Source organism: Pseudomonas sp. BCRC 81390, from assembly GCF_030341915.1.
In the GTDB taxonomy this organism is placed as follows: domain Bacteria; phylum Pseudomonadota; class Gammaproteobacteria; order Pseudomonadales; family Pseudomonadaceae; genus Aquipseudomonas.
On sequence record NZ_JATAAG010000010.1, the window covers coordinates 23399 to 49060 of the forward strand.

The 25662-nt window shown below is 65.0% G+C and carries 24 protein-coding genes; 13 read left to right on the forward strand and 11 right to left on the reverse strand.

The genetic code is table 11. The features are described from left to right. Positions 1-25: 25 nt before the first annotated feature. The 3 genes from QSV36_RS04590 to nhaA all read left to right on the forward strand — a co-directional run bounded on the left by QSV36_RS04590 (position 26) and on the right by nhaA (position 3838). Complete coding sequence (locus tag QSV36_RS04590) at positions 26-700, forward strand: COG3650 family protein (protein WP_289130263.1); 675 nt, start codon at positions 26-28, stop codon at positions 698-700. Positions 701-803: 103 nt separating this feature from the next. Beyond that, positions 804-2411 (forward strand): NAD(P)/FAD-dependent oxidoreductase, encoded by a 1608-nt coding sequence (locus tag QSV36_RS04595; RefSeq protein ID WP_289130266.1) that lies wholly within the window; start codon positions 804-806, stop codon positions 2409-2411. Positions 2412-2662: 251 nt separating this feature from the next. After that, positions 2663-3838, forward strand: a complete 1176-nt coding sequence (gene nhaA, locus QSV36_RS04600) for a Na+/H+ antiporter NhaA (RefSeq protein ID WP_289130268.1) — start codon at positions 2663-2665, stop codon at positions 3836-3838. Between the two features lie 69 nt (positions 3839-3907). On the opposite strand, the gene QSV36_RS04605 is transcribed toward nhaA, so the two are convergent. Beyond that, positions 3908-4372 (reverse strand): outer membrane lipoprotein, encoded by a 465-nt coding sequence (locus QSV36_RS04605; RefSeq protein ID WP_009684613.1) that lies wholly within the window; start codon positions 4370-4372, stop codon positions 3908-3910. A 146-nt stretch (positions 4373-4518) separates the two neighbouring features. Here QSV36_RS04605 and QSV36_RS04610 point away from each other — a divergent pair, with 146 nt between their 5' ends. Continuing rightward, positions 4519-4752, forward strand: coding sequence for a hypothetical protein (locus QSV36_RS04610; RefSeq protein WP_289130271.1), 234 nt, complete (start codon positions 4519-4521; stop codon positions 4750-4752). Positions 4753-4856: 104 nt separating this feature from the next. Here QSV36_RS04610 and pdxH read toward each other — a convergent pair whose 3' ends face one another. The 5 genes from pdxH to dinG form a co-directional block, all read right to left on the reverse strand. Continuing rightward, positions 4857-5504, reverse strand: a complete 648-nt coding sequence (gene pdxH, locus QSV36_RS04615) for a pyridoxamine 5'-phosphate oxidase (protein WP_289130275.1) — start codon at positions 5502-5504, stop codon at positions 4857-4859. Positions 5505-5522: 18 nt separating this feature from the next. Then, positions 5523-6500: an OmpA family protein gene (locus QSV36_RS04620; RefSeq protein WP_289130277.1), complete on the reverse strand. Its 978-nt coding sequence runs from the start codon at positions 6498-6500 to the stop codon at positions 5523-5525. Between the two features lie 99 nt (positions 6501-6599). After that, positions 6600-7745, reverse strand: coding sequence for a serine hydrolase domain-containing protein (locus QSV36_RS04625; protein WP_289130280.1), 1146 nt, complete (start codon positions 7743-7745; stop codon positions 6600-6602). Positions 7746-7885: 140 nt separating this feature from the next. Continuing rightward, positions 7886-10120, reverse strand: coding sequence for a beta-agarase (locus QSV36_RS04630; RefSeq protein WP_289130281.1), 2235 nt, complete (start codon positions 10118-10120; stop codon positions 7886-7888). A gap of 79 nt (positions 10121-10199) precedes the next feature. Then, positions 10200-12344: an ATP-dependent DNA helicase DinG gene (gene dinG / locus QSV36_RS04635; RefSeq protein ID WP_225778965.1), complete on the reverse strand. Its 2145-nt coding sequence runs from the start codon at positions 12342-12344 to the stop codon at positions 10200-10202. A 98-nt stretch (positions 12345-12442) separates the two neighbouring features. On the opposite strand from dinG, the gene QSV36_RS04640 reads away from it, so the two are divergent. Continuing rightward, positions 12443-12907 (forward strand): CopD family protein, encoded by a 465-nt coding sequence (locus QSV36_RS04640; protein WP_289130284.1) that lies wholly within the window; start codon positions 12443-12445, stop codon positions 12905-12907. A gap of 72 nt (positions 12908-12979) precedes the next feature. On the opposite strand, the gene QSV36_RS04645 is transcribed toward QSV36_RS04640, so the two are convergent. The 4 genes from QSV36_RS04645 to QSV36_RS04660 all read right to left on the reverse strand — a co-directional run bounded on the left by QSV36_RS04645 (position 12980) and on the right by QSV36_RS04660 (position 15607). Next, positions 12980-13738, reverse strand: a complete 759-nt coding sequence (locus QSV36_RS04645; protein ID WP_289130286.1) for a collagen-like protein — start codon at positions 13736-13738, stop codon at positions 12980-12982. After that, the gene (locus tag QSV36_RS04650) at positions 13731-14006 is read right to left on the reverse strand and encodes a DUF1145 domain-containing protein (RefSeq protein WP_289130288.1); all 276 of its coding nucleotides are present in this window, start codon (positions 14004-14006) and stop codon (positions 13731-13733) included. Before QSV36_RS04650 ends, QSV36_RS04645 begins: the two co-directional genes overlap by 8 nt. A 98-nt stretch (positions 14007-14104) precedes the next feature. Continuing rightward, the gene (locus QSV36_RS04655) at positions 14105-14824 is read right to left on the reverse strand and encodes a PA1041 family peptidoglycan-binding anchor lipoprotein (RefSeq protein ID WP_289130290.1); all 720 of its coding nucleotides are present in this window, start codon (positions 14822-14824) and stop codon (positions 14105-14107) included. A gap of 90 nt (positions 14825-14914) precedes the next feature. After that, positions 14915-15607, reverse strand: a complete 693-nt coding sequence (locus tag QSV36_RS04660; RefSeq protein ID WP_289130291.1) for a PA1041 family peptidoglycan-binding anchor lipoprotein — start codon at positions 15605-15607, stop codon at positions 14915-14917. Between the two features lie 158 nt (positions 15608-15765). On the opposite strand from QSV36_RS04660, the gene QSV36_RS04665 reads away from it, so the two are divergent. Genes QSV36_RS04665 through QSV36_RS04680 form a run of 4 tightly spaced genes read left to right on the forward strand, consistent with a single transcriptional unit; the run spans position 15766 to position 17430 of the window. After that, a complete protein-coding gene (locus QSV36_RS04665; RefSeq protein WP_289130292.1) occupies positions 15766-16260 on the forward strand; it encodes a DUF6231 family protein in 495 nt (164 codons plus the stop codon). A gap of 2 nt (positions 16261-16262) precedes the next feature. Continuing rightward, positions 16263-16739, forward strand: a complete 477-nt coding sequence (locus tag QSV36_RS04670; RefSeq protein ID WP_225778972.1) for a YchJ family protein — start codon at positions 16263-16265, stop codon at positions 16737-16739. A 2-nt stretch (positions 16740-16741) separates the two neighbouring features. After that, complete coding sequence (locus QSV36_RS04675; protein WP_289130295.1) at positions 16742-17224, forward strand: LEA/WHy family protein; 483 nt, start codon at positions 16742-16744, stop codon at positions 17222-17224. An 8-nt stretch (positions 17225-17232) separates the two neighbouring features. Next, positions 17233-17430, forward strand: coding sequence for an SEC-C metal-binding domain-containing protein (locus QSV36_RS04680; protein WP_003258907.1), 198 nt, complete (start codon positions 17233-17235; stop codon positions 17428-17430). On the opposite strand, the gene QSV36_RS04685 is transcribed toward QSV36_RS04680, so the two are convergent. Beyond that, positions 17408-18628, reverse strand: a complete 1221-nt coding sequence (locus tag QSV36_RS04685) for an MFS transporter (RefSeq protein ID WP_289130297.1) — start codon at positions 18626-18628, stop codon at positions 17408-17410. The two genes, QSV36_RS04680 and QSV36_RS04685, sit on opposite strands and share 23 nt — an antisense overlap. Before the next feature lie 152 nt (positions 18629-18780). Between QSV36_RS04685 and QSV36_RS04690 the strand changes: the two genes are divergently transcribed. The 4 genes from QSV36_RS04690 (at position 18781) to QSV36_RS04705 (ending at position 25645) form a co-directional block, all read left to right on the forward strand. Then, positions 18781-20154, forward strand: a complete 1374-nt coding sequence (locus tag QSV36_RS04690; RefSeq protein WP_289130299.1) for an aminotransferase-like domain-containing protein — start codon at positions 18781-18783, stop codon at positions 20152-20154. Between the two features lie 85 nt (positions 20155-20239). Then, positions 20240-22681, forward strand: a complete 2442-nt coding sequence (locus QSV36_RS04695) for a penicillin acylase family protein (protein WP_289130302.1) — start codon at positions 20240-20242, stop codon at positions 22679-22681. Positions 22682-22973: 292 nt separating this feature from the next. Continuing rightward, positions 22974-23990 carry a ligase-associated DNA damage response exonuclease gene (locus QSV36_RS04700; protein WP_289130305.1) on the forward strand — a complete coding sequence of 339 codons (1017 nt, stop codon included), beginning with the start codon at positions 22974-22976 and terminating at the stop codon, positions 23988-23990. Continuing rightward, the gene (locus tag QSV36_RS04705; protein ID WP_289130306.1) at positions 23987-25645 is read left to right on the forward strand and encodes an ATP-dependent DNA ligase; all 1659 of its coding nucleotides are present in this window, start codon (positions 23987-23989) and stop codon (positions 25643-25645) included. The genes QSV36_RS04700 and QSV36_RS04705 overlap by 4 nt, the downstream gene beginning before the upstream one ends. The last annotated feature ends 17 nt before the right edge of the window (positions 25646-25662 follow it).

The following is a 25662-nucleotide window of genomic DNA, read 5'->3' on the forward strand; positions in this document are numbered from 1 at the left end:
ACGGCAAAGAACCCGGAGCCCGCCCATGCGCCTCACCCCTACCCTGCTGCTCAGTGCCCTGCTGCCCCTGTTTGGTGGTTGCCAGCTCATGGCCGACGCCCCCAGCGACCCGAACATCGGCACCACGCGCATGCAGGGCGAACTGCGCGCCGCGGGTGGCCAGCTGCTGTTCAAGCCGTGCAGCGAAAGCCGCACCTTCGTGATCAACGACGTCGCCGCCACCGGCATCCTGCAGGAAGCCGCCAACCTGGCCAAGGACGCCAACGACAAGCTGTTTGCCGATGTCCGTGGGCGCCTCACCGGCAGCAAGCAGGCCAGCACCGACGGCCAGCTGGAAGTGCGCCAGCTGTATCGCCTGGAACCGTCCACCCGCGCCTGTGAAGACCCCAACTTCAAACAGCTGACCCTGCGCGCCAACGGTCACGAGCCGGGCTGGGACGTCAAGGCCAGCGGCAAGGGCATGGTGCTCAACCGCATCGGTCAGCCCCCCCTGCCCCTGCCGTTCCTGGAAGAACAGGTGCCGGGCGGCGGCCTGACCCTGACCAGCGAAGCCAACGGCCAGCACGTGGAGCTGTGGGCCGCGCCGCAACGCTGCGTGGACAGCGCCACCGGCGCCATCTATCACCTGCGCAGCGAACTGCGCATCGACGGCAAGACCCTGCAGGGCTGCGGTTACTACGGCGGCGCACGCGACAACTGATCGCCGGGCGCTTTTATCCTGCCAGTCGGGGTGGCGAACAGCTTATACTTGGCGGTTTGTGTAAAGCCGCCGGCCGCCCATGGCCGGGATACTGGACCCTGCCATGCTACGAATCACCGAACTGAAGCTGCCCCTGGACCATCCCGACGAAGCCCTGCGTGAAGCCATCGTCCAGCGCCTGGGCATCCGCGACGAGCAACTGCTCAGTTTCAACCTGTTCAAGCGCAGCTACGATGCGCGCAAGAAGAACAGCGAGCTGCTGTTCATCTACACCATCGACCTGGAAGCCAGCAACGAAGCTGAGCTGCTCAGCAAGTTCGCCGACGATCGCAACATTGGCCCGGCGCCCGACGTGACCTACAAGTTTGTCGGCCAGGCCCCGGCCAACCTGCAGGAACGCCCGATCGTGGTCGGCTTTGGCCCGTGCGGCATCTTCGCCGGCCTGCTGCTGGCGCAGATGGGCTTCAAGCCGATCATCCTCGAACGCGGCAAGGAAGTGCGCCAGCGCACCAAGGACACCTGGGGCCTGTGGCGCAAGAGCGTGCTCAACCCGGAGTCCAACGTGCAGTTCGGCGAAGGCGGCGCCGGTACCTTTTCCGACGGCAAGCTGTACAGCCAGATCAAGGACCCGCAACACCATGGCCGCAAAGTGCTGGAAGAGTTCGTCAAGGCCGGCGCGCCGGATGAGATCCTCTACATCAACAAGCCGCACATCGGTACCTTCCGCCTGACCGGCATGGTCGAGCAGATGCGCCAGGACATGATTGCCCTGGGCGCTGAAGTACGCTTCCAGCAGAAGGTCATCGACCTGTTGATCGACGATGGCCAGCTTACCGGCGTGGTGCTCGAGAGCGGTGAGCAACTGCACTCACGCCATGTGGTATTGGCCCTCGGCCACAGTGCCCGCGACACCTTCCGCATGCTGCACGCCAAGGGCGTATACATGGAAGCCAAGCCGTTTTCGGTGGGCTTCCGTATCGAGCACCCGCAGACCCTGATCGACAAGGCGCGCCTGGGCAAATACGCCGGTCACCCGAAACTTGGTGCCGCCGATTACAAGCTGGTGTACCACGCCAGCAATGGCCGTTCGGTATACAGCTTCTGCATGTGCCCAGGCGGCACCGTGGTCGCCGCCACCAGCGAGCCAGGCCGGGTGGTCACGAACGGCATGAGCCAGTACTCGCGCAACGAGCGCAATGCCAACTCCGGTATCGTCGTCGGCATCGACCCCGAACGCGACTACCCCGGCGGCCCGCTGGCCGGCATCGAGCTGCAGGAGCGCCTGGAGGCACATGCCTATGTGATGGGCGGCAGCAACTACCAGGCCCCGGCGCAGCTGGTTGGCGACTTCGTCGCCGGCCGGCCCTCGACCGCGCTGGGCAGTGTCGAGCCGTCCTACAAGCCAGGCGTGACCCTGGGTGACCTGGCGCCAAGCCTGCCAGACTTCGCCATCGAGGCGATCCGCGAGGCATTGCCGGCATTCGACCGGCAGATCAAGGGCTACAACCTGCACGATGCCGTGTTGACCGGGATCGAGACACGTACCTCGTCGCCGTTGCGCATCACCCGCGGTGACGACTTCCAGAGCCTGAATCTCAAGGGACTGTTCCCGGCGGGTGAAGGCGCCGGGTATGCGGGCGGGATTCTGTCGGCAGGTGTCGACGGTATTCGCATTGCCGAGGCGGTGGCGCGGGATATGCTCGGCCTCTGACTGTGCATGGCCGGTGAGGGCCCGTTCGTGGGCCAACCCGCGAACGGACCCTCACCGGCGCAAGAAAAATCCGAGAAAACATCAGATTTTCCCTACCCCACCTTTCCCATTCTGCATCTAGGCTTCCTCCAGCCCAGCCCAGCAACAACATATAACAAAAAAGAATATAGTTTTTGTTTTAAAGCATAACTTCACAGGCTAGGGTGTACGCCCGTTCCATCCGTAAACTGCCCATGGAGAGCCTATAGCCCGTGCGTAGCCTGTTAACCCGTTTCCTGCAGCTCGAAGCCGCCAGCGGCCTGCTGCTGATCGCTGCGGCCGTCCTGGCCCTGATCATCAACAACTCACCGCTGTCCTACCTGTACAGCGGCCTGCTCGACGTGCCCGTCGCCGTTCAGGTAGGCGCGTTGCAGATCGCCAAGCCACTGCTGTTGTGGATCAACGACGGCCTGATGGCGCTGTTCTTCCTGCTCATCGGCCTGGAAGTGAAGCGCGAAGTGGTCGACGGCCACCTGTCCAGGCCGTCCCAGGTGATCCTGCCTGCTACCGCCGCCGTGGGCGGCATGGTGGTACCGGCACTGATCTACTGGTTCATCAACCGTGACAACCCGGCAGCGGTAGCCGGCTGGGCAATTCCCACCGCCACCGACATCGCCTTCGCCCTCGGTGTGCTGGCCCTGCTGGGCAAGCGCGTGCCGGTATCGCTGAAACTGTTCCTGATGACCTTGGCAATCATCGATGACCTGGGCGCGATCATCGTCATCGCGCTGTTCTATTCAGGCACCCTGTCCAGCGTGTCGCTGCTGCTGGCCGCGGCCTGCCTGGTGGTATTGGTGGCGATGAACCGGCTTGGCGTGGTCAAGCTGGGGCCTTACATGATCGTGGGCCTGGTCCTGTGGGTCTGCGTGCTCAAGAGTGGCGTGCACGCCACGCTGGCTGGCGTTGCCCTGGCGCTGTGCATCCCGCTGCGCACTGGCCATGGCGAACGTTCGCCATCGCACGCCCTGGAACACGCCCTGCACCCGTGGGTTGCCTACGCCATCCTGCCGTTGTTCGCTTTCGCCAATGCTGGGGTATCACTGGCAGGCATGACCTTGGACAGCTTCGTTCACCCGGTGCCACTGGGCATCGCCGTAGGGCTGCTACTGGGCAAGACCGTGGGCGTCTTCGGCTTGACCTGGATCGCCATCAAACTGCGCCTGGCCGCTCTGCCTGCTGGCGCCAATTGGGGCCAGTTACTGGGCGTGGCGATCCTCTGTGGCATCGGCTTCACCATGAGCCTGTTCGTTGGCTCACTCGCCTTCGTCCCAGGCAGCAGCGAGTTCGCCGGCATGGACCGCATGGGTATTCTGACCGGCTCGTTCCTTGCTGCCGTGTTCGGCTACGCCGTAACCGCCATGGCCAGCCGCAAGCCCAGCGCTGGCTGACCTGGCCACAGCATGAAAAAACCCCGAATGGCGCGCAGCCATGTCGGGGTTTTTCTTGTTGCGCTACGGTCAGTGCGAGACGCGGCTGGTACCGTCGACGGTCATGATGCGCACGCGGTCGCCAACGCGGAAGATTTCGTTCTCCTGCACGGCCTGGACATAGGCACGCATGCTGCCGTCGTCCTCACGTACGGTAATTTCCACGCCCTGGGTGCGGGTCAGGCCTTCCTCAGCTGCGGAACCGGCCAGGCCACCGGCAACGGCACCGATCACGGCGGCGACGATGCTGCCACGGCCACCACCCACGGCGCTGCCGGCCACGCCACCCACGATGGCGCCAGCACCACCGCCGATCGGGGTCTTGGTACCCTCGATCTTGACCGGGCGCAGGGATTCGATGGTGCCCATACGCACGGTCTGCACGCGGCGGGCCTCATCACGGGAGTAGCTGTCACCGGTCAGGCTAGAGGCACAGCCACCCAGCAACAACGACATGGTGGTGAAGGTCGCCACCAGCAAAGCGGATTTACGCATGGGTAATGTCTCCATAAGTCAGATGCGTATTAGACGCTGCACGTTGACGACTGTCACGGTACAAGCGCAATAAAATTGTTTTCATTCAGCCAAGGTACAGCCAGCGTGGCTTGCCGATGCCTTTTCAAGTGAGACCAAGGATAGCCATGGATTACTTCATCGTCGTGGTCACCACCGTTGCGGGGCTGTACTTCCACGGCTGGCTGTATGTGCGCATGCGCCACTGGATAGACCGTGACCTGGCGTTGTCGCTGGCCGGGGCGGACCCTGGCAAGCGCGCGTACATGCTGCAAAAGCTGGAACAGGCACGGCTGGAGAAGGTGCAGCGCAAGCAGTTGGCGGGGTGGCTGGAGCGCGAGGCGGCGGGGTATCCGGGGTAGCCTGGGCGATTGTCGCTGCTGCGCAGCCCATCGCCACACAAGGCCGCTCAGGGAACTGAGCTGCCCCCCAGATCGAGAGGGGGCCGCAAGGCGGCCCGTGGATGTCAGGGCGCCAGGCGTTCCCGCTGCCATTGCCCATCGACCAGGCGGTAGTTCAGCCGGTCATGCAACCGGCTGGCCCGCCCCTGCCAGAACTCGACCCGCTCAGGTAGCAAGCGGTACCCGCCCCAGTGCTCCGGGCAATGCGGCTGGGTGTCGGAGAAGCGTGCCTCGGTAGCCTTGACCAGGCTTTCCAGTTCCTCACGACCGGCAATCACCCGGCTCTGCGGCGATGCCCACGCCCCCAGGCGGCTGCCCAGTGGACGCACCTGGTAGTAGGCATCCGACTCCTCGGCCGTGACCTTTTCCACCCGCCCTTCGATGCGCACCTGTCGCTCCAGCGTCGGCCAGAAGAAGGTCATGGCGGCGCAAGGGTTGGCCAGCAGTTGCTGGCCCTTGGCGCTGTCATAGTTGGTGAAGAAGGTGAAACCACGCTCATCGAGCCCCTTGAGCAGCAATACGCGGCAATGGGGGCGGCCGTCGGCATCGACGGTGGCCAGGGTCATGGCATTGGCTTCCACCGGGGCCTGCTCGGTTTTCAGCGCATCGGCGAGCCACTGGTGGAACAAGGCGAACGGCTCCCCCGGGGCCTGGGCTTCGGCCAGGCCATCACGGGTGTAGTCGCGGCGCATATCAGCCAGGGATTTGGTCATTGCTGCGTTCCTTGACGATCAGTTGGTCTTCGCAGGGCTGTTGGCAGCTACTTTCTTGTCAGCGGTAGCTTTCTTGGCCGCAGGCTTGGCCGGCGCGGCTTTTTTCTTGGCGGTGGTCTTGGCTGGCGCCTTGGCCTTGGCTACAGGCTTCTTCGCCGCAGCCTTGGCCGCCGGCTTGCTGTCGGCAGCCTTGGCGGCTGGCGCCTTGCTATCCTGCACCGCCACCATCGAGGCTGGCGCCGGGGCCGGGGCCGCCTGCTGGTACTTGGCCAACAGCGCAACCATGGTGTTCTGCGGAGTCAGCAGCATTTCCACGCGGCGGTTCAAGGCGCGGCCCTCGGCACTGTCGTTGGCGGCGCGCGGCATCACCGAACCCATGCCCTTGAGGTTCAGGCGGTCACGCTGCAGGCCGCTGAGGCGGAAGATCGCCGACACCGAAGCGGCGCGTTCCAGGCTGAGCTTCTGGTTGGCGGCAGCGACACCGCTGCTGTCGGCATGGCCGAGCACCAGCACGGCGGTCTTGGCATCGCCTTCGACGGTCTTGGCCACGCGGGTAATCGGGCCCAGTGTCATCGGCAGCAGCATGTTCGGGCGGTCAGGGTTGTACGAGCCGTCCACCGGAATGGTCACGGCCAGCACGTTGTCACGACGCTCGAGTTCCAGCTTGCTGCCCTTGATCGCTTCACGCAGCTTGGGCTCGTACTCGTCCAGCCAGGCCTGGGTGGCCTTCTCGTCGATCTTCGGTACCACCGGCCCTTTGGCCTGCTTCTGTTCAGCACCGAATGGCCACCACCAACGGCTGGAACTTTCGGACTTGGCGTCGGCCTTGGCGACGTTTTCAGTCACGGCTTGCTTCACTTCCTGCTCGGCAACCTTGTCCGAACCGAAGGGCCACCAGCTCGAGCCGCTGTCCTTCGAGGCGTCCTGGGAGTGACTGGCGCAGCCGGTGACAGCGGTCAGGCACAGGGCGAGTGCTAAGGTTTTATGTGAAGACATCAGCGATACACCATGAAATAGAAAGAAATTTTGCCCACACACTTCAGGCAGTGGCATTGAGGATAGTCAAAGGCATGAGGCAATACCCGCATTACCCGATCAAAGGCAACTTGCAAGTACGCGCACCAAATGCTGGGCTCGCGGGTCCATCAGCACGTAAGGACCCAGGGTATTGACCACGAAGCCGAAGGCCACGTCGTACTCCGGGTCGGCGAAACCGACCGAGCCGCCGGCGCCAGGGTGGCCGAAGGCGCGAGCGCCGAGGCCAAAGGTGGCATTGGCTACCTCGGGCTGGTCAAGCATGCAGCCCAGGCCGAACCGGGTCTGGGTAAGCAAGGTGCGGTCCTGGCCAAGGCTGTGTTCACGGGTCAGTTCATCGAGCAGCTCGGATTCGAGCAGGCTGCCATCAAGCAGCCCGGCATAGAAGCCCGCCAGGCTGCGCGCGTTGCCATGGCCATTGGCCGCCGGCTGCTGCATGCGCCGCCACTCCGGCTTGTTGGTGCTGGTCAGGATCGCCGGCGGGTTGGTGAAGGCTCGTGTCGACAGCGCCTCGGGCTCACGCATGGTGACCTGTAGCAGGCGCTGCGCCGCTGCATCCCCGGGGTTGCCCTTGCCACGGGCGATATGCGCCACGCGGTGGAACTCCTCGTCCGCCAGGCCGACATGGAAATCCAGCCCCAGCGGGCGCGCGGTACGGGCCACGATCGAGTCACCAGGGCCACGGCCGTCGGCACGACGGATCAGCTCGCCGATCAGCCAGCCGTAGGTAATGGCGGCATAGCCGTGCTCGGTGCCAGGCGCCCACCAGGGCGTCTCGGCGGCCAGGGCATCAACCATGGTCTGCCAGTCGTACAAGGCTTCGGCCGGCAGCAACTCGCGGAGGGCCGGCAGGCCGGCACGGTGGCTGAGCAGCTGGCGCAGGGTGATCGCCTGTTTGCCAGCCTGGGCGAACTCGGGCCAGTAGTTGGCCACCGGGGCATCCAGGGCCAGCTTGCCCTCGCCGACCAGCTGCAGGGCGGTTACCGCAGTGAAGGTCTTGGTGCAGGAGAACAGGTTGGCGATGGTGTCGCTGTGCCAGGCCTGCTGGCCATCCTTGTCGGCACTGCCGGCCCACAGGTCGACAACGGTTTCGCCACCGACCTGAATGCACAGCGCGGCGCCACGCTCCTGGGGATCATCGAACAGGGCAGCAAAGGCTTCGCGCACCGCTTCGAACTTCAGCTCATAGTGACCCTGAATCTGCACCCGCTGCTCTCCGTACGACCATTTCCGAAAATGGTGTGCATTGTTTCAGTAGTTTGGCGTTTTGCAAACTGGCTTGGGCTGGGTGGTCGCGACGAATGGTGCAACCAGACGCACCACGCCCCTGCACAGGCCTGGCTGAGCTATGGGGCCGGCTTCTCCAGCTCGTCGCGCAGCTTGCCCATGGCCTGCAGGTTGCTCTTGCGCACGGCCTCGACGAATCCCGGATACGGCATATCGGTGATTGCCACCAGCCCGAGGTGGCCGTTTTCACCGTCGAGCAACCGCCCGCTGGCCGGTTGATCGAGGTACTGGAACCAGTGCGCGCCGACAATCATCGGCTGTGCCAGAGCCGCCTTGAGGAAATTGCCGTAGGCCGGACCACGGTCTTCTTCCCGTGCCAGCTCCAGCGGCCCCGGCCAGAATGGGCCGCGATCACGCGAGCCGAACTGGAATTCCGACACCAGCACCGGCTTGTCCAGCTCGGCCAGGCTGGCGAAGTCGTAGCCATCCTGCGGCTTGAGGGTATAGAAGTTGAAGCTGAGCACATCACAGAATTCGGCACAGGCCTTGACCGCCTCGGGCGTGCTGACGGCATAACGCCCCCCCAAAAGCAGGTGATTCGGCGCATGCCACTTCAGCGAGTCGGCAATGGTCTTGAAGTAGGTATCGGCAAACACCTGCTGGAAATATTGGTAGTCGCGCTCGATCTCCGGGTGTTCGGGGTTCGGCAGCGGCGCTTCGAAGCCTGGGTCCTCCATCAGTTCCCAGGCAGCCAGTTCGATACCCCAGGCCTTGGACAGCCCTTCCTGGTTGCGGTACTTGTCGCGCAGTTGCTTGAGGAAAGCACGCTTGGCCGGCACATCGGTGGTCAGGCGCAACGTGCCATAAGCCAGCCCGTAACGGGCCTTGGGGTCACCGCCAGGGGCGGCCCAGGCCAGTTCATTGTCGGCAAAATAGCCGATCAGCCAGGGGTCGTCACGGTGATCGCGGGCGGCGATGGCCACGGCGCGCTCGGTGGCCATGGCAAAACGCGGGTCGAACGGGTCGGGCATGCGGCCCCACCAGTCCATGCCGGTGCTGATGCTGGCGTAATCGCCCACGATCGACAGCGGCAAGGTGTACGGCATGCGCCTGGCCTGGCCCAGGGCCGGCTCGCTCCAGTTGCCGAGCGTGTTGAAACCCCAGGCTTGCAGGCGGTCGAGCGCGTGCTCCTGCCAACGGGCGGCATCCAGCACCAGCGGTGGGCAACTGGCCGGTTGCCCGTCCGCTGCGGGCGGGCAGGGTTGGCCATAGGTGCGTTGCAGGTTGGCGGCATAAAAGTCGAACCAGCGTCCCTGCTTGAAGTTGCGCCCTTGCGACGAGGCATTGCCGTCGTCGTTGTTGCCTTCGCCATAAAAGGCGGCCAGTGCATCACCCGTACCCGGCAGCGTCTTGAACATGCCTTCACGCCCGCTGATGTAGGTGCGCCCGCCATCTGCAGCGACGGCATTCACCCCCAACGAGTAGAACGGGTGCCCGTCCGGTGTCACCAGGTACCAGCGGCCGTTGCGCTTTTCGGTGCGGAAGAAGCCTTTGGCCTCGAACGCCGGCCCGGCCAGCAAGCCACCGTAGGCATCCAGTTGCTGCTTGCCACGTTCTGCCAGCCAGCCCTTGAGCTGTTGCTGCTCGCGCGCATCAGCCGCCTTGAGCTGTTCGTCACTGACAACCTTTTCCGGCCAGTGGCCACGAGTGGACTGGCCATAGGCGTCGATCAGCTCATGGTAGGCCGCCTGGTAAGCCAGGTCGTCATCCTGGATGCCCACCCGCTCGATCAGCAAGCTCTGCGCCACCTTGGGGCTGGGGATGCTCAAGCTGACCGAGGCCACTTGCCTGAGGTCTACCGCACCGGCGCTGCTGGCCAGCAACAGACGCTGGCCATCATGGCTCCAGGGCATCGGTGGGCCGGCGCGCATGCCCTGGCTGAGCGGCGAGCTGGCCGTCAACGGTACCATCACGGTCTGGGCCGGGCCGGCCGGCAAGTCGATGCGACTGGTCAAGGTGCCGCCGTCACTGCCCTGCACCGTGACATCCACGGTCAGCGCCCAATCCATTGCGCTTTGCAGGCGCAAGGTCAGGAACTGCCCAGCGGACCAGTCCCATACCCCGCTTTGCGGGCTCAGGCGCAGCGTCGGCTGCTGGGCCGGGTTGAACACCACCCGCCGCAATACCTCGCCTTCGGCCGTCTGCTCCGCATTGTACTGAGGCAGGCCGGCATCCTCGGTCTGCACATTGACCACCGAGGCCGGGCGCACGAAGCTGAAGAGCGTCTGCTGCCCCGCCAGCAAGGGTGAGCTGAACAACAGGGCGAGAACGGCGGGCAGGGTGCGGCGGACCATAAGGCTTGGGCTCTCCTTCAGGGCCCTCATGGCCCACGACAGAGGAATGGACAACGCGCCGGAGCAACTGCTCCGGCAGTCAGGAAATCTCCCGCCGGAACGGCGGCAGCGCATTGAGAATAGCCTTGCCGTAGCGCTGAGTGACCAGACGCCGATCAAGCAAGGTGATAACGCCGCGATCCTGTTCGGTTCGCAGCAGGCGGCCACAGGCCTGGATCAGCCGCAGCGAGGCATCGGGCACGGCAATTTCCATGAACGGGTTGCCACCGCGGGCCTCGATCCATTCCGCCAATGCTGCTTCGACCGGGTCGTCGGGCACGGCGAAGGGAATCTTGGCAATCACCACGTGTTCACAATATGCCCCCGGCAAGTCGACCCCTTCGGCAAAGCTGGCGAGGCCGAACAGTACGCTGTGCTGGCCGTCGTCGACCCGCGCCTTATGCTTGTTCAGTGTTTCCTGCTTGGACAGGTTGCCCTGGATCAGCACCAGTTTGCGCCAGTCACGGTCCAGCCCATCGAACACGTCCTGCATCTGCTTGCGTGAGGAGAACAGCACCAGCGCACCACGGGCATCCTCGACGATGTTTGGCAACTCGCGGATGATCGCTGCGGTGTGCGCCGCTGCGTCGCGCGGGTCGGCCTTGAGGTCGGGGACCCGCAGCAGGCCGGCATCGCCATGCACGAACGGACTGGGCACCACGCAGGTGACCGCATCACGCGGCAAGCCCGAGCGCATGCGGAAGCGGTCGAACTTACCCAGCGCGGTCAGCGTAGCCGAGGTCACCAACGCGCCGTGGGCAACGTTCCACAGGCTGCGACGAAGCATGTCGGCGGCCAGGATGGGGCTGGCGTTGACCTCGATATCAAACAGCGCCCCGCTCTCCGCCAGGGTCAGCCAACGCGCCATGGGCGGGCTGTCTTCCGGGTCTTCGGCGGTAAAGGCTGTCCATAGTTCCCAGTTGCCCTGGGCGCGGGTGACCAGGCTGCCGAACAGCGGGTACCACTCTTCGGCCTGGTGACTGGCGATACCGATGTTGACCTCGCCGTCCATGCCCTCCTTGAGCAGGTCGGCCAGCCGGGTGAACAGGTCGTTGAGGCGGGCGAAGCCCTTTTTCAGCTCGATGCCCACTTCACGGATCTGCTCAGGCACCACGCCGCCTTCGAAACGGTAGCGCGGGCGCTCACGGCCTTCGTTGTCCTCGCCGGGGCGGAAATCGGCAACTTGCTCGCACAGGGTGAACATGAATTGCTGCTGGGTACGCACTTCCCGCGCCAGCTCGGGCACCTGCTCGATGTACTTGCCCAGGTCTCCGGGCAGCGGGTGCTGGGCCAGCAGCTTGGTCAGGTTCTTGGCGGTCTGCTCCAGCCAGTCGGCAGTGGAGCGCAGGCGCGAATAGTGGGCGAAATGGCCAATGGCCTTGTCTGGCAGGTGGTGGCCCTCATCGAACACGTACAGGGTGTCGCGCGGGTCGGGGAGCACCGCACCGCCGCCCAGCGCCAGGTCGGCCAGGACCATGTCGTGGTTGGTGACGATCACGTCGACCTTGCCCATGCCTTCGCGCGCCTTGTAGAACACACACTGCTGGAAATTCGGGCAATGGCGGCCGGTGCACTGGCTGTGGTCGGTAGTCAGGCGCGCCCAGTCCTGGTCCTCCAGGGCTTCAGGCCAACTGTCGCGGTCGCCGTCCCAGCGGTTGCCGGCAAGCTTCTCGATCATGCTGTTGAACAGCTTCTGGCTGCGCTCGTCGACTTCGATGCGGAAGCCCTCTTCCTCGAACAGCTGGGCAGTGGCCGACTGGGCGTGCCCCTCCTGCAACAGGATGTCGAGCTTGGACAGGCACAGGTAGCGGCCGCGGCCCTTGGCCAGGGCGAAGCTGAAGTTGAGCCCGCTGCTGCGCATCAGGTCGGGCAGGTCCTTGAACACGATCTGCTCCTGCAACGCCACGGTAGCCGTGGCGATCACCAGGCGCTTGCCAGCGGCCTTGGCGGCGGGAATGGCCGCCAGGCTGTAGGCCACGGTCTTGCCGGTACCAGTGCCCGCCTCCACCGCCACCACGGCGGGTTCGCCGGCACGACGGCCTTCGTCGTCGCAGGCGATGTCGCCGAGCACCTTGGCCACTTCGGCGATCATCAGGCGCTGGCCATAGCGCGGCTTGAGGCTCTTGGCTTCGAGAAAACGCGTGTAGGCGCCCTGGATGGTGGCTTTGAGTTCGTTGCTGATCATGGTCTGCAGGCGCCCGGCGGGCTGGATATATTTTCAGTGTTTCGCATGGGGCGGCTATCATACCCCGCTATTGCCCTTTATGCCGCATGGAGATCCGGATGCTTGCCTTTGCCCTGCCCTACACATTGCATGTATTGGCCGCCCTGGTGTGGGTCGGCGGCATGTTCTTCGCCTGGCTGGTTCTGCGCCCGGCCACGGTTGCAGCCCTGGAAGGGCCTGCGCGGCTGCGTTTGTGGGTGGAAGTTTTCCGACGCTTCTTCGGCTGGGTCTGGCTGGCCGTGGCGATTTTGGCGATCAGCGGTATCGGTATGTTGCACATGCGCTTCAGCGGCTTCGAGACCGCACCGAAGTATGTGCAGGTGATGATCGGTGGTGGTATCGCGATGTTTGCCCTGTTCATGCGCGTGCAGGCGTTGCTGCTACCGGAGCTGAAAGCGGCGGTGCAGGCCGAGGACTGGCCGGCGGGTGCAGCGGTGCTCGGGCGGATCCGGCGAATGGTGGGGATCAACCTGCTGCTCGGCCTGGCGGTTGTCGCCGTGGCCAGTTCGCGCCTGATGATCTGACAGGCCACGCACCCTGTAGGAGCAGCCCATCGCGACACAACGCCGCGCCTGCAGGGGCATACAGTAGCGCTTCTACAGGCGTTGCAGGATCAACTCACCCGTTGCGCCCGCCGCCCCTGGCTGCCCCGGTTGCCCCGGCCGGCCATTGACGCCCGCCTCGGTGCTGTACACCAGGCAACCCTTGCTGGCCCCGCCCTTACCTGCCTTGCCTGGCGCCCCGGCCTTGCCCGCTGCGCCGCCGTCCAGGCGCACCACGATGCGCTCCTGCGGGAAACCCTGCGGCACGCTCAGGCGAATGCGCCCACCCGGTGCACCATCATGGCCGTTGCCACCGTCATCCCCGTTGGCACCGCGGCTGGCCTGGCCCCAGGTGCAGCCACCGGCCTGGCCATTGGCGCCATCGAGCCCCACGTAGCCGGGCGCACCAGCGCCACCGCGGGCATCGATCATCAGCCGCTCCGCGTCCACTTCCGTCAGCTTCAGCTCCAGGCTACGCCCCGAGCGGGCTGCCCGCTGGTACGTACCCGCCGCCCCCGGTGCACTGAACTCGCTGCCCTCGGCCAGATGCGCGCTACGCGCTTCGATCAGCAGCGGGCTGTCGGAAGGCGCAATGGCGATACGCGCATCCCGCCCCAGCTCCAGCTGGTCGACCTTCAGTTCCGCCAAGGTGGCCGGCAGCAGCAGGGTGGCGGCGTCGGCGACACGCAACTGCGCAAGGTGCACACTGGCCGACTTGTCGGGCAGGCGCAGCATGGAATTGGCTGCGACCTCGAGACTCTCGGCCTGGGCCAGGGGAACGACCAGCATGGCCAGCAACATCAGATTACGCATTTTGCGGCGCCTCCTGCGCACGGGGAATGGACATGACATGGAAGATGCCCGTCAGCAAGATCTGCAACCGATCGAACCAGCGGTGGCTGCGCCCGCGCAAGCTGCCATTGAAGAACAGCACTTCAAGCAGGTGCAGGCCCAGCAGGGCGATGCCAGCGGCATTGATCAGCAGATTGAAAGGCAAGGGTTGTGGCATCAACAGGTTGAATAACACCACCCCCCAGAATGCGACCGTCAGGACCTTGCCCAGGCCCAGGATGAACTTCATACCCCGCCCCTGATGGATTGTTGTCATGTCGAGACGCCCATTCGAGCGCGCCGTGCGAAGCACATTAACTGCAATGCCAAGGCAGGCGCCAGCACCGCTCAATTGAGATGCAGCTCCACCCGTCGGTTGCGCGCGCGCCCCTCCTCGCTCTCATTGTCGGCGAGCGGTTCGCTTTCGCCACGCCCCTGGCTGGTGACCTTGCCCGGCTCCAGCCCCTGGCCGATCAGGTACTCGGCGACGCTGCCAGCGCGGCGTTCGGAAAGCACCTGGTTATAGCTGTCGGAGCCGACACTGTCGGTATGGCCGATCACCCTGACCTTGGCCACCGTCGGCGAAGCGAGTCTCGTCACCAGGCCTTGCAGGCGCTGCTGGGCCGCTGGCGTCAGCTCGGCGGAATCGAAGGCGAACATCACCGCACCGTTGTCATCCAGGATGACCACCTCCGGCGAAGGCTCAGGCTCGCTGACCGATGGCGTTGCGGGGTACTGCTTCAATGGGCAGCCCATGTGGTCGACTGGGACCCCGCCGGGCGTATCGGGGCAGTGATCACGGCGGTCGAAAATACCGTCGTTATCTTCATCGCCATCCTGGGCGTAACAGATCAGGCCTCCGGTGACGGCGCCAAGGGCAGCGCCGCCAGCCGCCCAGGCCGAACTTTCGATGGCGCCCAGGCCACCACCGGCCAGGCCGCCGAGCAGGCTGCAGAGGGGCCAGGTCCTCTGGTTCAGCGGCGCACTGCCATCGCTGTGGCTGGCGCAGCCCGCGAGCAGGCTGGCAACCACCAACAACGGTAGCGCCGCCGTCGACGTCACATTCATGCTGAACGCTCCTGTGTCATTGGCCATGCGCTCCGCCTGGCCAGTGAAGACACGCCCGTGCCACTGCTCAAGGCACGGGCGCGTGCCGCCCTACCGCTGGATCTTGATCTCGGTACGGCGGTTCATGGCGCGCCCGTCGGCCGTGGCGTTGTCCGCTACCGGCTGGGTTTCACCAGCCCCGACCACCGACACGAAGCTGCTGCGCGGCACTCCGCGCTCGACCAGGTAGTCGGTTACCGCGTGGGCCCGGCGCTCGGACAGTTTCTGGTTGTAGCTGTCGGAGCCGACGCTGTCGGTATGGCCGCTGACGCTCAGGCGGGCGGACGGTGCTTCCTGTTTCAGGCGGGTGGCAATGGTGTTGAGGCGCTCCTTGTCGCTGGCGGTCAGGCGCGCAGAATCGAATTCGAAGTGCACATCGCGGATGACGATGACTTCTTCCTTCTGCACCACCACCTCCTCGACCACTGGCGCCGGCTCAGGCGGGCAACCGTTGGCGTCCACCTGCACGCCACGCGGGGTGCCGGGGCACTTGTCGCGGCTGTCCGGCACGCCATCGCCATCCTCGTCGCCATCACCATGGGACCAGCAGTAGCCTGCCGCCAGGCCACCGCCCAGCAAGGCGCCCCAGCCAGCCCAGCTGGAACTTTCGATAGCGCCCAGGGCGGCGCCGCCTACACCCCCGACGGCGGCACATTTCGGCCAGTCGGTCTTTTGCAAACCTGCACAACCAGTCAACACACTGGTGAGCAGGACCAGGGGTATCGCTGTGCGTACTATGCTCATTTCATTGCTTCTCCTAGGGGGAATCGGCATAAGGCCGATCTCTCGGAGTAAAGACCGCGCATTCGATCCCTGCCAGCAATAAGCCACGACGCGGTCACATGCCTCTTTGCCCACACGCTGTGGCCCGCTAGTCTTGGACGACTTGAAGAGGACTTGCAATGAACGACCGCTTTTCCCAGCGCACGCCGCAGCAGGCCCTGGCTGCCCTGCTCGAGCGCTTCACCCCGCAACGCCTGCTGCTGGTGGGCGCGCGCTTTCCGGCACTGGACGCCTTCGCCCAGGCGCACCCGCAGGTGACCATCGCCACCGCGGCCCCTGGCCCGCTGCCGGCCGAACTTGCGGCCCAGCGCTTTGACCTGGCGCTGCTGGTGGACTGCCTGGAGCATCTGCCCAAGCGCACGGGCCTGGAACTGCTCGGCGGGGTGCGCAATCTCAATGCCAGCCGGGTTGCAGTGCTGGCCGACCTGGCCGCCTGTGGCTGGCAGGACACCGACTTTTTCGCCCTGGCCCTGTCGGCCAGCGAGAAATTCTGCCGTGGCGAGCAGGTCTTGAGCCTGTTCACCTATGATCTACATGACTACAAGCAGGTACCGGACTGGCTCAACGCCAAGTTCTGGGCCAACCCTGAAAACTTTGGCAAGTACTGGTGGTGAAGATGAGTGTCTCGGTCTGCCCTTGCGGCAGTGGCAACCTGCTCGACGCCTGTTGCGGGCACTACCATGCCGGCACCCCGGCGCCGGATGCCCAGGCGCTGATGCGCTCGCGCTACAGTGCCTATGTGCTGGGCCTGGTCGACTACCTGGTGGCCACCACCCTGCCGGCCCAGCAAGCCGGCCTGGACCGTGCCGCCATGGCCGCCTGGAGTGCCCAGAGCACCTGGCTTGGCCTGGAGGTCGAAGCGGCGGAGGTGTTGGGTGGCCAGCCTGAGCATGCCTTTGTGACCTTCACTGCACGCTGGCACGACCAGGAGGGCGATCACCAGCACCGCGAACGTTCGGCCTTCGTCCAGCATGCCGGGCGCTGGTACTTCATCGACCCGACGGTCGGGCTCAAGGCCGGGCGCAATGACCCCTGCCCCTGCGCCAGTGGCCAGAAGTTCAAGAAATGCTGCGCCAGCTACGTAGGTAGCTGAGCATGATCGCCCGCGCCCGCCTGCTGCTCGGCCCGCTGCTCGCCTGCCTGGCATTGCTGGCGGGTTGCAGCAGCTGGGGCGGCGGCGACTGGCGCGAACCCGAGGTGCGCCTGGTCGAAGTCGAGACGGTGAAGGCCCGGTTGCTGGAACAGGAGTTCGTACTGCATCTGCAAGTCGACAACCCCAATGACAGCCGCCTGTTCATCCGCAACCTGTCGTACGCCATACGCCTCAACGACCTGCTGCTGGTGCAGGATGAAACCAGCCTGTGGCGCAGTGTTGGCGGGCATGCCCGACGCACCTTCAAGATCACCGCGCGAACCAACCTGTGGCAACACCTGAAACCTTTGGCCAAGCTGCTCAAGAGCGGGCAGCCGCTGCATTACAGCCTGCAGGGTGAACTGGCGACCGGGTTGCTCCTGCATCGAGACCTGCACTTGTCGCGCAGTGGTGAGATAATCCCCGGCGATCATCACCCGGAGTAACCCCCGCAATGTCCCAGCAACCCCACGTTCATGGCCCTGACTGCAACCACGATCATGATCACCACCACGATCATGGCCACGTCCACGGCCCGCACTGCAACCACGGCCACCAGGAGCCAGTACGCAACGCCCTGAAGGACGTCGGCCGTAACGACCCCTGCCCGTGCGGTAGCCAAAAAAAGTTCAAGAAGTGCCACGGCGCCTGACCTGAACAGCACCTGCGCGCCCCGGCAGCGGGCCGCGCAGTGCATAGCCGCAGGCCAGAAACAGCACGATGCACAGTGCCATGCAGATGGCATTGGTACCATTCCAGCCGACCGAGCCCAGCAGCAGCGACGGGCTGAATGCACCAACGGTCGCGAACAGGGCGATGGCCAGGTCGTTCTTCCCTTGCATATGCATGGCCGACGGGCTGTGCTGCAGCGTTTGCGCCAGCAACGCCCCGCCACCCACATAGGTCAGGTTCCAGCCAAGGCCGAGGGCTATCAACGACAAGGTCATCATCGCGTAACTGTGTGACCACATGTTCATGGCCGTGCAACTGATCAACAGGCCCAGGCCGGCGCAGAGGGTGGCCCTGATCCCGAGCTTGTGAATGATGGCACCGGTGAAGAACGACGGTGCGAACATGGCAATCACATGCCATTGAATCGCCAGGCGCACGTCGGAGAAATCCTCATGCAGGTGCTTCATGTGCATGGAAGCCTGGATCATCAGCAAATTCATGATCCCGTAACCCAGCGCGGCCACGGCCATGGCCACCACCAGCACCGGGCTGAGCGGTTCGCTGGTTGCAGCAGACGGGTCTTTCGCCGGCTCACGGCTCGCCCCTGTGGCCTCGCCGGGCAGGCAGGCGGCAATCAGCAAGGACATCGCCGCCAGGCCGACAAAAGCGGCATAACACAGTGAAAACAGCGGGTAGCCGCCAACATCGCGGAGCCACTCGGTGAGCGCCGGCCCGACCACGGCAGCAATCACACCGCCGGCCACAACCAGGGAAAGCGCTTTGGGTTTCAGGCTCTGTGCCAGGTTGTCGGTCGCGGCAAAGCGGTTGAAGTTGGCGAACGCAATGTAGATACCCAACGCCGAGTGGCTGACCACCAAGGTCGCGAAGTGCTGTTGCTGCACCGCCAGGTAGCCGCTGATGCCGGACACGGCCAAAGGTATCGAGCCCAGCATGAATGCCCGCTTGCGGCCAATTCGGCTCATCACCCTGGAAACCGGATAGGTAGCCAGCATCAAGCACAGGAACTGAAAGCCATAAGGCACTGTGGACCAGCTGGCGGCTGGCGCCAGCGCTGCCCCGACGATGGCGGCCATGGTCACCGACATGACCGCGGTCGTGAGGTTGATCGATTGCGCAGTGAAATACAGGTAGGTGCGCCGTGGAAGTGTGCTGGACATGGCTGTGCTCAACGTAGGTGGACGGTGGTATCCGGCTCGACGAAACGGCCGACAGCTGCATGGTGGCACTTGCCGCGCGCTGAGATGCGAACAGTCGACGCCCTTTCCGGTTAACTGTTAGGCTGTTTTTTCTAACAGTAGACGGACCTGACATGCGCCCGCACACCCTGCACGAGCAGTTGAAACAGCGCCTGGAGGCCGGTGAATGGCTGCCCGGCCAGCGCATGCCGTCGATCCGCAAGCTGACGGCGGCGGTCGGCTGCAGCTACCACGATGTCGTCTGCAGTTATGCCCGGCTGGTCAGCGAAGGGATGCTCACCGCCATTCCTGGCCGCGGCTACTTTGTCGCCGGTAGCAGCCAGCAACCGCGCGCGCCAGAGACCAGCCCTGTCGATACCCCGGCAAGCATGGCCAGCGACCCTTTGTTCAAGCTGCTGCAAGGTGGTCAGCACTACACCAAGCTGGGCAGCGGCTGGCTGCCACCGGCCTGGCGAGACACCGAGCTGCTGGCCAAGGCGATACGGCGCACCGCGCGGCTGGAGCAGAGCTCGCTGGCGGAATATGGCGACATCCAGGGCTACCTGCCCATGCGCAGGCAACTGTGCATGCACCTGCAGCGCCTGACCCGTATCGAGGCCCGGCCAAGCCAGTTGCTGACCACACTGGGTGCCACGCAAGCGCTGGACCTGGTCGCGCGGTTGCTGATCAAGCCTGGCGACCGCGTATTCGTCGACGAGCCCGGCAATTGCAACCTGATCAAGCTGATCCAGCTGGCCGGTGGCCATGTACTCGGCGTGCGGCGTACCCAGGACGGGCCGGACGTAGAAGACATGAAAGCCCAGCTGACCAGGCACAAGGTCAAGGCGTTCTTCTGCAACAGCAACTTCCATAACCCGACCGGCGGCAACATCAGCCCGCACATTGCCTTCAACATCCTGCGCCTGGCCACTGAGCACGATTTTCTGATCGTCGAGGATGACGTGTATGGCGACTTCAGTCCCGGCGTACGCCAGACCCTTGCCGAACTGGATAACCTCGACCGGGTCATCTACATCGGCAGTTTCTCCAAGTGCCTGTCCGCTTCACTGCGCGTTGGCTACATCGCCTGCTCGGCTGCGCTGATCGAACCCCTGACGCGCCTGAAGCTGCTGACCTGTGTTGCCGTGCCAGCGTTTTGCGAACGTTTCGTCAACACCATCTTGTCCGATGGCACCTATGCCCGGCACATGAAAGACCTGCAGCAGCGCATGATCCGCCAGCAGGCGCAAACCCAGCAATTGTTGCGAGCGCGTGGCTGGCAGTTCGACGTAACGCCGCAAGGCGGTATGTTCCTGTGGGTCTATCACCCTGAGCTGGCCGACCTGCAGCCGTTCATGCAGCGCCTGGAGCAGCACAAGGTGCTCCTGATGCCGGGCTCGGCCTTCGCCGTGAGCCGGGACTATCAAGGCCATGCACGCATCAACTGCACGCATTTTTCCGATGCTTTGGCCATGCATTTCAAGGTTTGTACCGGCGCTGGCAAATAAAGCGCCCGGGGACCTTGCACGGCGCCTGCGCGCTTACTACCTTAGCGCCTTTCCAAACCCGCCACGCCTTGCAGGAGCCCTTGTCATGGCCGCCCCCGCCTTTCCTCCCTTCCGCCCGCGGTTCGCAACCGCTGCCACGCTGCTCGGCATGCTCGGGCTGGCCGGCTGCCAGACGGGCGGCTATCAGGACAGCGTGCCACCGGCCAGCGGTGTGCAGCCGCTCAAGGGCCTGGCACAGAACGTCTCGGTACGGCGCAACGCCATGGGTGCGCCGCTGATCGAAAGCAGCAGCTTCCATGACGCCCTGTTCAGCCTGGGCTACGTGCACGCCGGTGACCGCATCGAACAGATGGTCGCCATGCGCCTGCTCGCCCAAGGCCGCCTGGCCGAGCTGGCCGGCAGCGACGCGCTGGACATCGACCGGTTGATGCGCGCTGCCAACCTCAAGCAAAGCGCCGCCCAGCAGTACGCCGAAGCATCGCCACGGCTCAAGCGCTTTTTCGAAGTGTATGCACGCGGGGTCAACGCTTACCTGTTCCGTTACCGCGACCGGCTGCCGGCCAGCCTGGCCAGCAGTGGTTATCGCCCGGAATACTGGAAGCCCGAGGACTCGGCACTGATCTTCAGCCTGTACGCCTTCAGCCAGTCGGTGAACCTGCAGGAAGAGCTGAGCGCCCTGGTCCTGGCGCAGAAAGCCGGCAGCGACAAGCTGGCCTGGCTGTTGCCCGGTGCCCCGGACGAGCCGTTGGCCGAAGCCGAGGTGGACAAGCTCAAGGGCCTGAACCTGGCCAGCCAGTTGCCTGGCCTGCCAGCCCTGGCCGCCGCCAGCCAGAAGCTGGCCGACCTCGACCTGCTGGGCAGCCCCGGTTCGGCCAACCTGGCCCTGGCGCCGCAACGCAGCCGCAGTGGCAAGAGCCTGCTGGCCAGCGACAGCCGCGCCGCCTGGGCCCTGAGCCCGGTGCAGATCCACACCGGCAAGTACCAGGTCGCCGGGCTGTCGTTGCCCGGCCTGCCAATCGTGCTGGCCGGATACAACGGCAAGCTGGCCTGGAGCAGCAGCGCGGTCATGGCCGACAACCAGGACCTGTACCTGGAGCAACTGCGCCACCAGGGCAGCCAGGTGAGCTACCTGGCCGACGGCAAATGGCTGCCGGCCCGCGCCCGTAGCGAAACCTTCTTCGTCCGCGGCCAGCGCCCGCTGCGCGAAGTGATGTACGACACTCGCCACGGCACCCTGCTGGCGCAACCGGGCAATGCCAGCCTGGGCCTGGCGCTGAACCTGCCACAGTTCAAGGAAGATCGCAGCCTCGACGCGCTGTTTGACCTGACCCGCGCCCAGACCGTGGAGCGCGCCTTCGACAGCACCCGTGAAGTGACTGCCGCCGCCCTCAACTTCGTCTTCGCCGAGCCCGAGCACATCGGCTGGCAAGTCAGCGGCCGCTACCCCAACCGCCGCGAAGGCCAGGGCCTGCTGCCATCACCGGGCTGGGACGGCCGCTACGACTGGGACGGCTTTGCCGACCCGATGCTGCACCCTTACGACCAGGACCCGCCAGCCGGCTGGATCGGCCACGCCAACCAGCGCAGCCTGCCGCGCGGCTATGGCATGCAGCTGTCCAGCACCTGGTACTACCCCGAGCGGGCCGAACGCCTGGCGCAGCTGGCCGGCAATGGCCGCCACGACAGCCGTAGCCTGATGGCCCTGCAGAACGACCAGGTCACCCTGCTGGCCGACAAGCTCAAGCAGCTGTTCGATGCCCCGGGCATGGCCCAGCCGCTGCAGCAGGCGATCGATGCCCTGCCCGCCGCACAGCGTGACAAGGCCCGCGACGCACTGGCCCGGCTCAAGGCCTTCGATGGCCGCCTGAGCCCGGTGTCGGCCGATGCCGCCCTGTACCAACTGTTCCTCCAGGAAGTGGCGCGCCAGACTTTCCTCGACGACCTCGGCCCGGAATCCGGCGCGGCCTGGCAGGCTTTCGTCAGCAATGCGCGGTTGTCGTTCTCGGCCCAGGCCGACCACCTGCTGGGGCGCGACGACAGCCCGTTCTGGGATGACCGCAACACCCCGCAGAAGGAAGACAAGCCGGCCATCCTGGCGCGCAGCCTGGCTGGCGCCATCGATGCCGGCACCACGCAACTGGGGGCAGACCGCCGCGCCTGGCAATGGGGCAAGCTGCACCAGTACCGCTGGCCGGCACCGGCCTACCACGGCCTGGGCGATGCCATCAGCCGATCGCCACAGGCTGCCGGTGGTGACTTCACCACCCTGGCCTTGACGCCTTACGCCTGGGGCAGCGACTTCGATACCCGCCTGCCGGCCTCGGCACGGATGATCGTCGACTTCGGCCAGGCCGAGCCGTTGCAGGTGCTGACCAGCAGCGGACAGTCCGGCAACCCGGCCAGCGCCCATTACAGTGACGGGCTGGATGCCTGGTTCAAGGCGCGCTTCATGAGCCTGCCGCTGCAGCAGCAGAACTTCGGGCGGGCGTATGGCAACCAGCGTCTGACGTTGGTGCCCGGCAAGTAACACAGCCGGCCTGAGCCGCCAGCCATGGCGGCTCAGGCTTTGCACTAAACAGCTACGACTGGAAGTTCGATCCGCTGCCCCAACCTATGCAGGGCGTACTCGACCTGCTCGATCTTGGAGAGGATCTTTCGTCTCAGGCCTTCGCCTATTTCCTGACCCCACACAGTCAACTGTGAAAGGCCTGTCGGCATTTCTGAAAGTCGCGTAGTCCATTTCGCTCGATACAACCTTTCGAACTCTCGAGACAGTCCCGAACTCCTAACAAGTACTCTCGACAACCAGCATTCCTGCCATGGACCTTGTCATCGCCCGCCCCGAAGGCCTGTACTGCCCGCCCGGTGATTTCTATATTGACCCGTGGCGGCCCGTGAACCGAGCCGTGATCACCCATGGCCACGGCGACCACGCCCGCATCGGCAATGGCCATTACCTGGCCGCCAGCCCCGGCGCCGGCATCCTGCGCAGCCGCCTCGGCCAGGACATCAACTTGCAGACCCTGCCTTACGGCGAACGCCTGCTGCACCATGGCGTGACCTTGAGCCTGCACCCGGCCGGACACGTGCTGGGCTCGGCGCAAGTGCGCCTGGAATACCAGGGCGAGGTCTGGGTTGCCTCTGGTGATTACAAGGTAGAACCCGATGCCACCTGTGCACCGTTCGAACCAGTGCCCTGCCACACCTTCATCACCGAATCGACCTTCGGCCTGCCCATCTACCGCTGGCCCAGCCAAAGCGAGATCTTCGCCGCCATCAACGCCTGGTGGCGGGCCAATTGCGCACAAGGCAAAGCCAGCGTGCTGTTCTGCTATGCCTTCGGCAAGGCGCAAAGGATCCTCCACGGGCTGGACGCCAGCATTGGCCCGATCCTCGTACATGGGGCCGTAGAGCCGCTGAACCGGGTTTATCGGGAAGCTGGCGTCTACTTGCCAGAGACCCGCTACGCCGGTGATATCCCGCGCAACGACCCGCTGCTGCGCCAAGCGTTGGTCCTGGCCCCACCATCGGCCGGTGGCAGCAGCTGGATGCGCCGTTTCGGCGACTACAGCGATGCCTTCGCCAGTGGCTGGATGCTGTTGCGCGGCACCCGCCGACGGCGCGGAGTGGACCGTGGCTTCGTGCTCTCGGACCATGCCGATTGGCCGGGGTTGCTCTGGGCCATCGGCCAGACCGGCGCGGAACGGGTGATGGTCACCCACGGGTCGGTCAACGTACTGGTGCGCTATCTGAACGAACAAGGCCTCGATGCCCGGGCCTTCGCGACCGAATACGGCGAGGAAGACGACGCGGTCGCCGTGGAGCCAGACGCATGAAAGCGTTCGCCGACCTGTACCTGAGGCTGGATGCGACCACCTCCAGCGCCGCCAAGCTGCAAGCCCTGCGTGACTACTTCAGCACCGCCCCGGCTGCAGATGCCGCCTGGGCCGTATACTTCCTGGCCGGTGGTCGCCCGCGCCAGCTGGTGCCTACCCGGGTGTTGCGCGAGCTGGCCTGTACATTGGCGGGGCTGCCGGACTGGCTGTTCGAGGAAAGCTACCAGGCCGTTGGCGACCTGGCCGAAACCATTTCCCTGCTGGTGCCGGAAAGCCATCAGGTGGGCGACGATGGCCTGGCCCATTGGGTCGAACAGCACTTGCTGCCATTGCGCGGCCTGCCCCTCGAACAGCTCCAGCAGCGCCTGCCGCCGCTGTGGGCACAGCTGGACCGCCCCAGCCTGATGCTGTGTCTGAAGCTCATCACAGGGAGCTTTCGCGTGGGCGTCTCGAAGCTGCTGGTCACACGCGCCCTGGCGCAACTGGCCGGGCTGGATGCCAAACGCGTGGCCCAGCGTCTGGTCGGCTACACCGACATCAGTCACCGCCCCACTGCCGCCCGCTACCAACAATTGGTCGCCCCGGCATCAGACGATGAACATGACCAGCGTGGTGGCCAGCCCTACCCGTTCTTTCTGGCCCACCCGCTGCAAGTGCCGAGCGAACAGTTCGATGCGCTGCTCGGCCCACCGAGCGAATGGCAGATCGAATGGAAGTGGGACGGCATTCGCGCCCAGGTGGTCAAGCGCGAAGGCCAGCTGTGGGTCTGGTCGCGTGGCGAGGAACTGGTCACCGAGCGCTTCCCCGAGCTGCACAGCCTGGCGCAGACATTACCCGACGGGGTCGTGCTTGATGGCGAGATCCTGGTGTGGAAACCGGGCAGTTCGGCAGATGAACTGGCGGTACAGCCCTTTGCCCTGTTGCAACAGCGCCTGGGCCGCAAGACCCTGGGCAAGAAGCTGCTGAGCGATGCGCCGGTCGTACTACAGGCCTACGACCTGCTGGAATGGCAAGGCGAAGACTGGCGCAGCCGGCCGCAGCACGCGCGCCGCCGCCAGTTGGAGCAGGTGCTTGAGGAGCACCCATTGGCACCCGTGGTACTCTCGCCCCTGCTCGAGGGCAGGGACTGGGCCGACCTTGCCCGCCAGCGCGAACAGTCACGCAGCCTGGGGGTGGAAGGCTTGATGCTGAAGCAGCGCGAGGCCTTGTATGGCGTAGGGCGGACCAAGGACATGGGTACCTGGTGGAAGTGGAAGATCGACCCGTTCAGCGTTGATGCCGTGCTGATCTATGCCCAGCGCGGCCATGGCCGGCGGGCCAGCCTGTACAGCGACTACACCTTCGCCGTATGGGACGCGCCGGCCGGCATCCCGGGGCGGGCGCTGGTACCTTTTGCCAAGGCCTACTCAGGGCTCAGTGACGAAGAGATGCGCAAGGTCGATGCCATCATCCGCAAGACCACGGTCGAAACCTTCGGCCCGGTGCGCAGCGTGACACCGACGCTGGTATTCGAGCTGGGCTTCGAGGGCATCGCCCTGTCCCGGAGGCACAAGAGTGGCATCGCCGTGCGTTTTCCGCGGATGCTGCGCTGGCGGCTGGACAAGCCGGTTGAAGAGGCGGATGACCTGGCGACCTTGCAGGCACTGCTGGCTTGAGACAATCCGGACCGCGA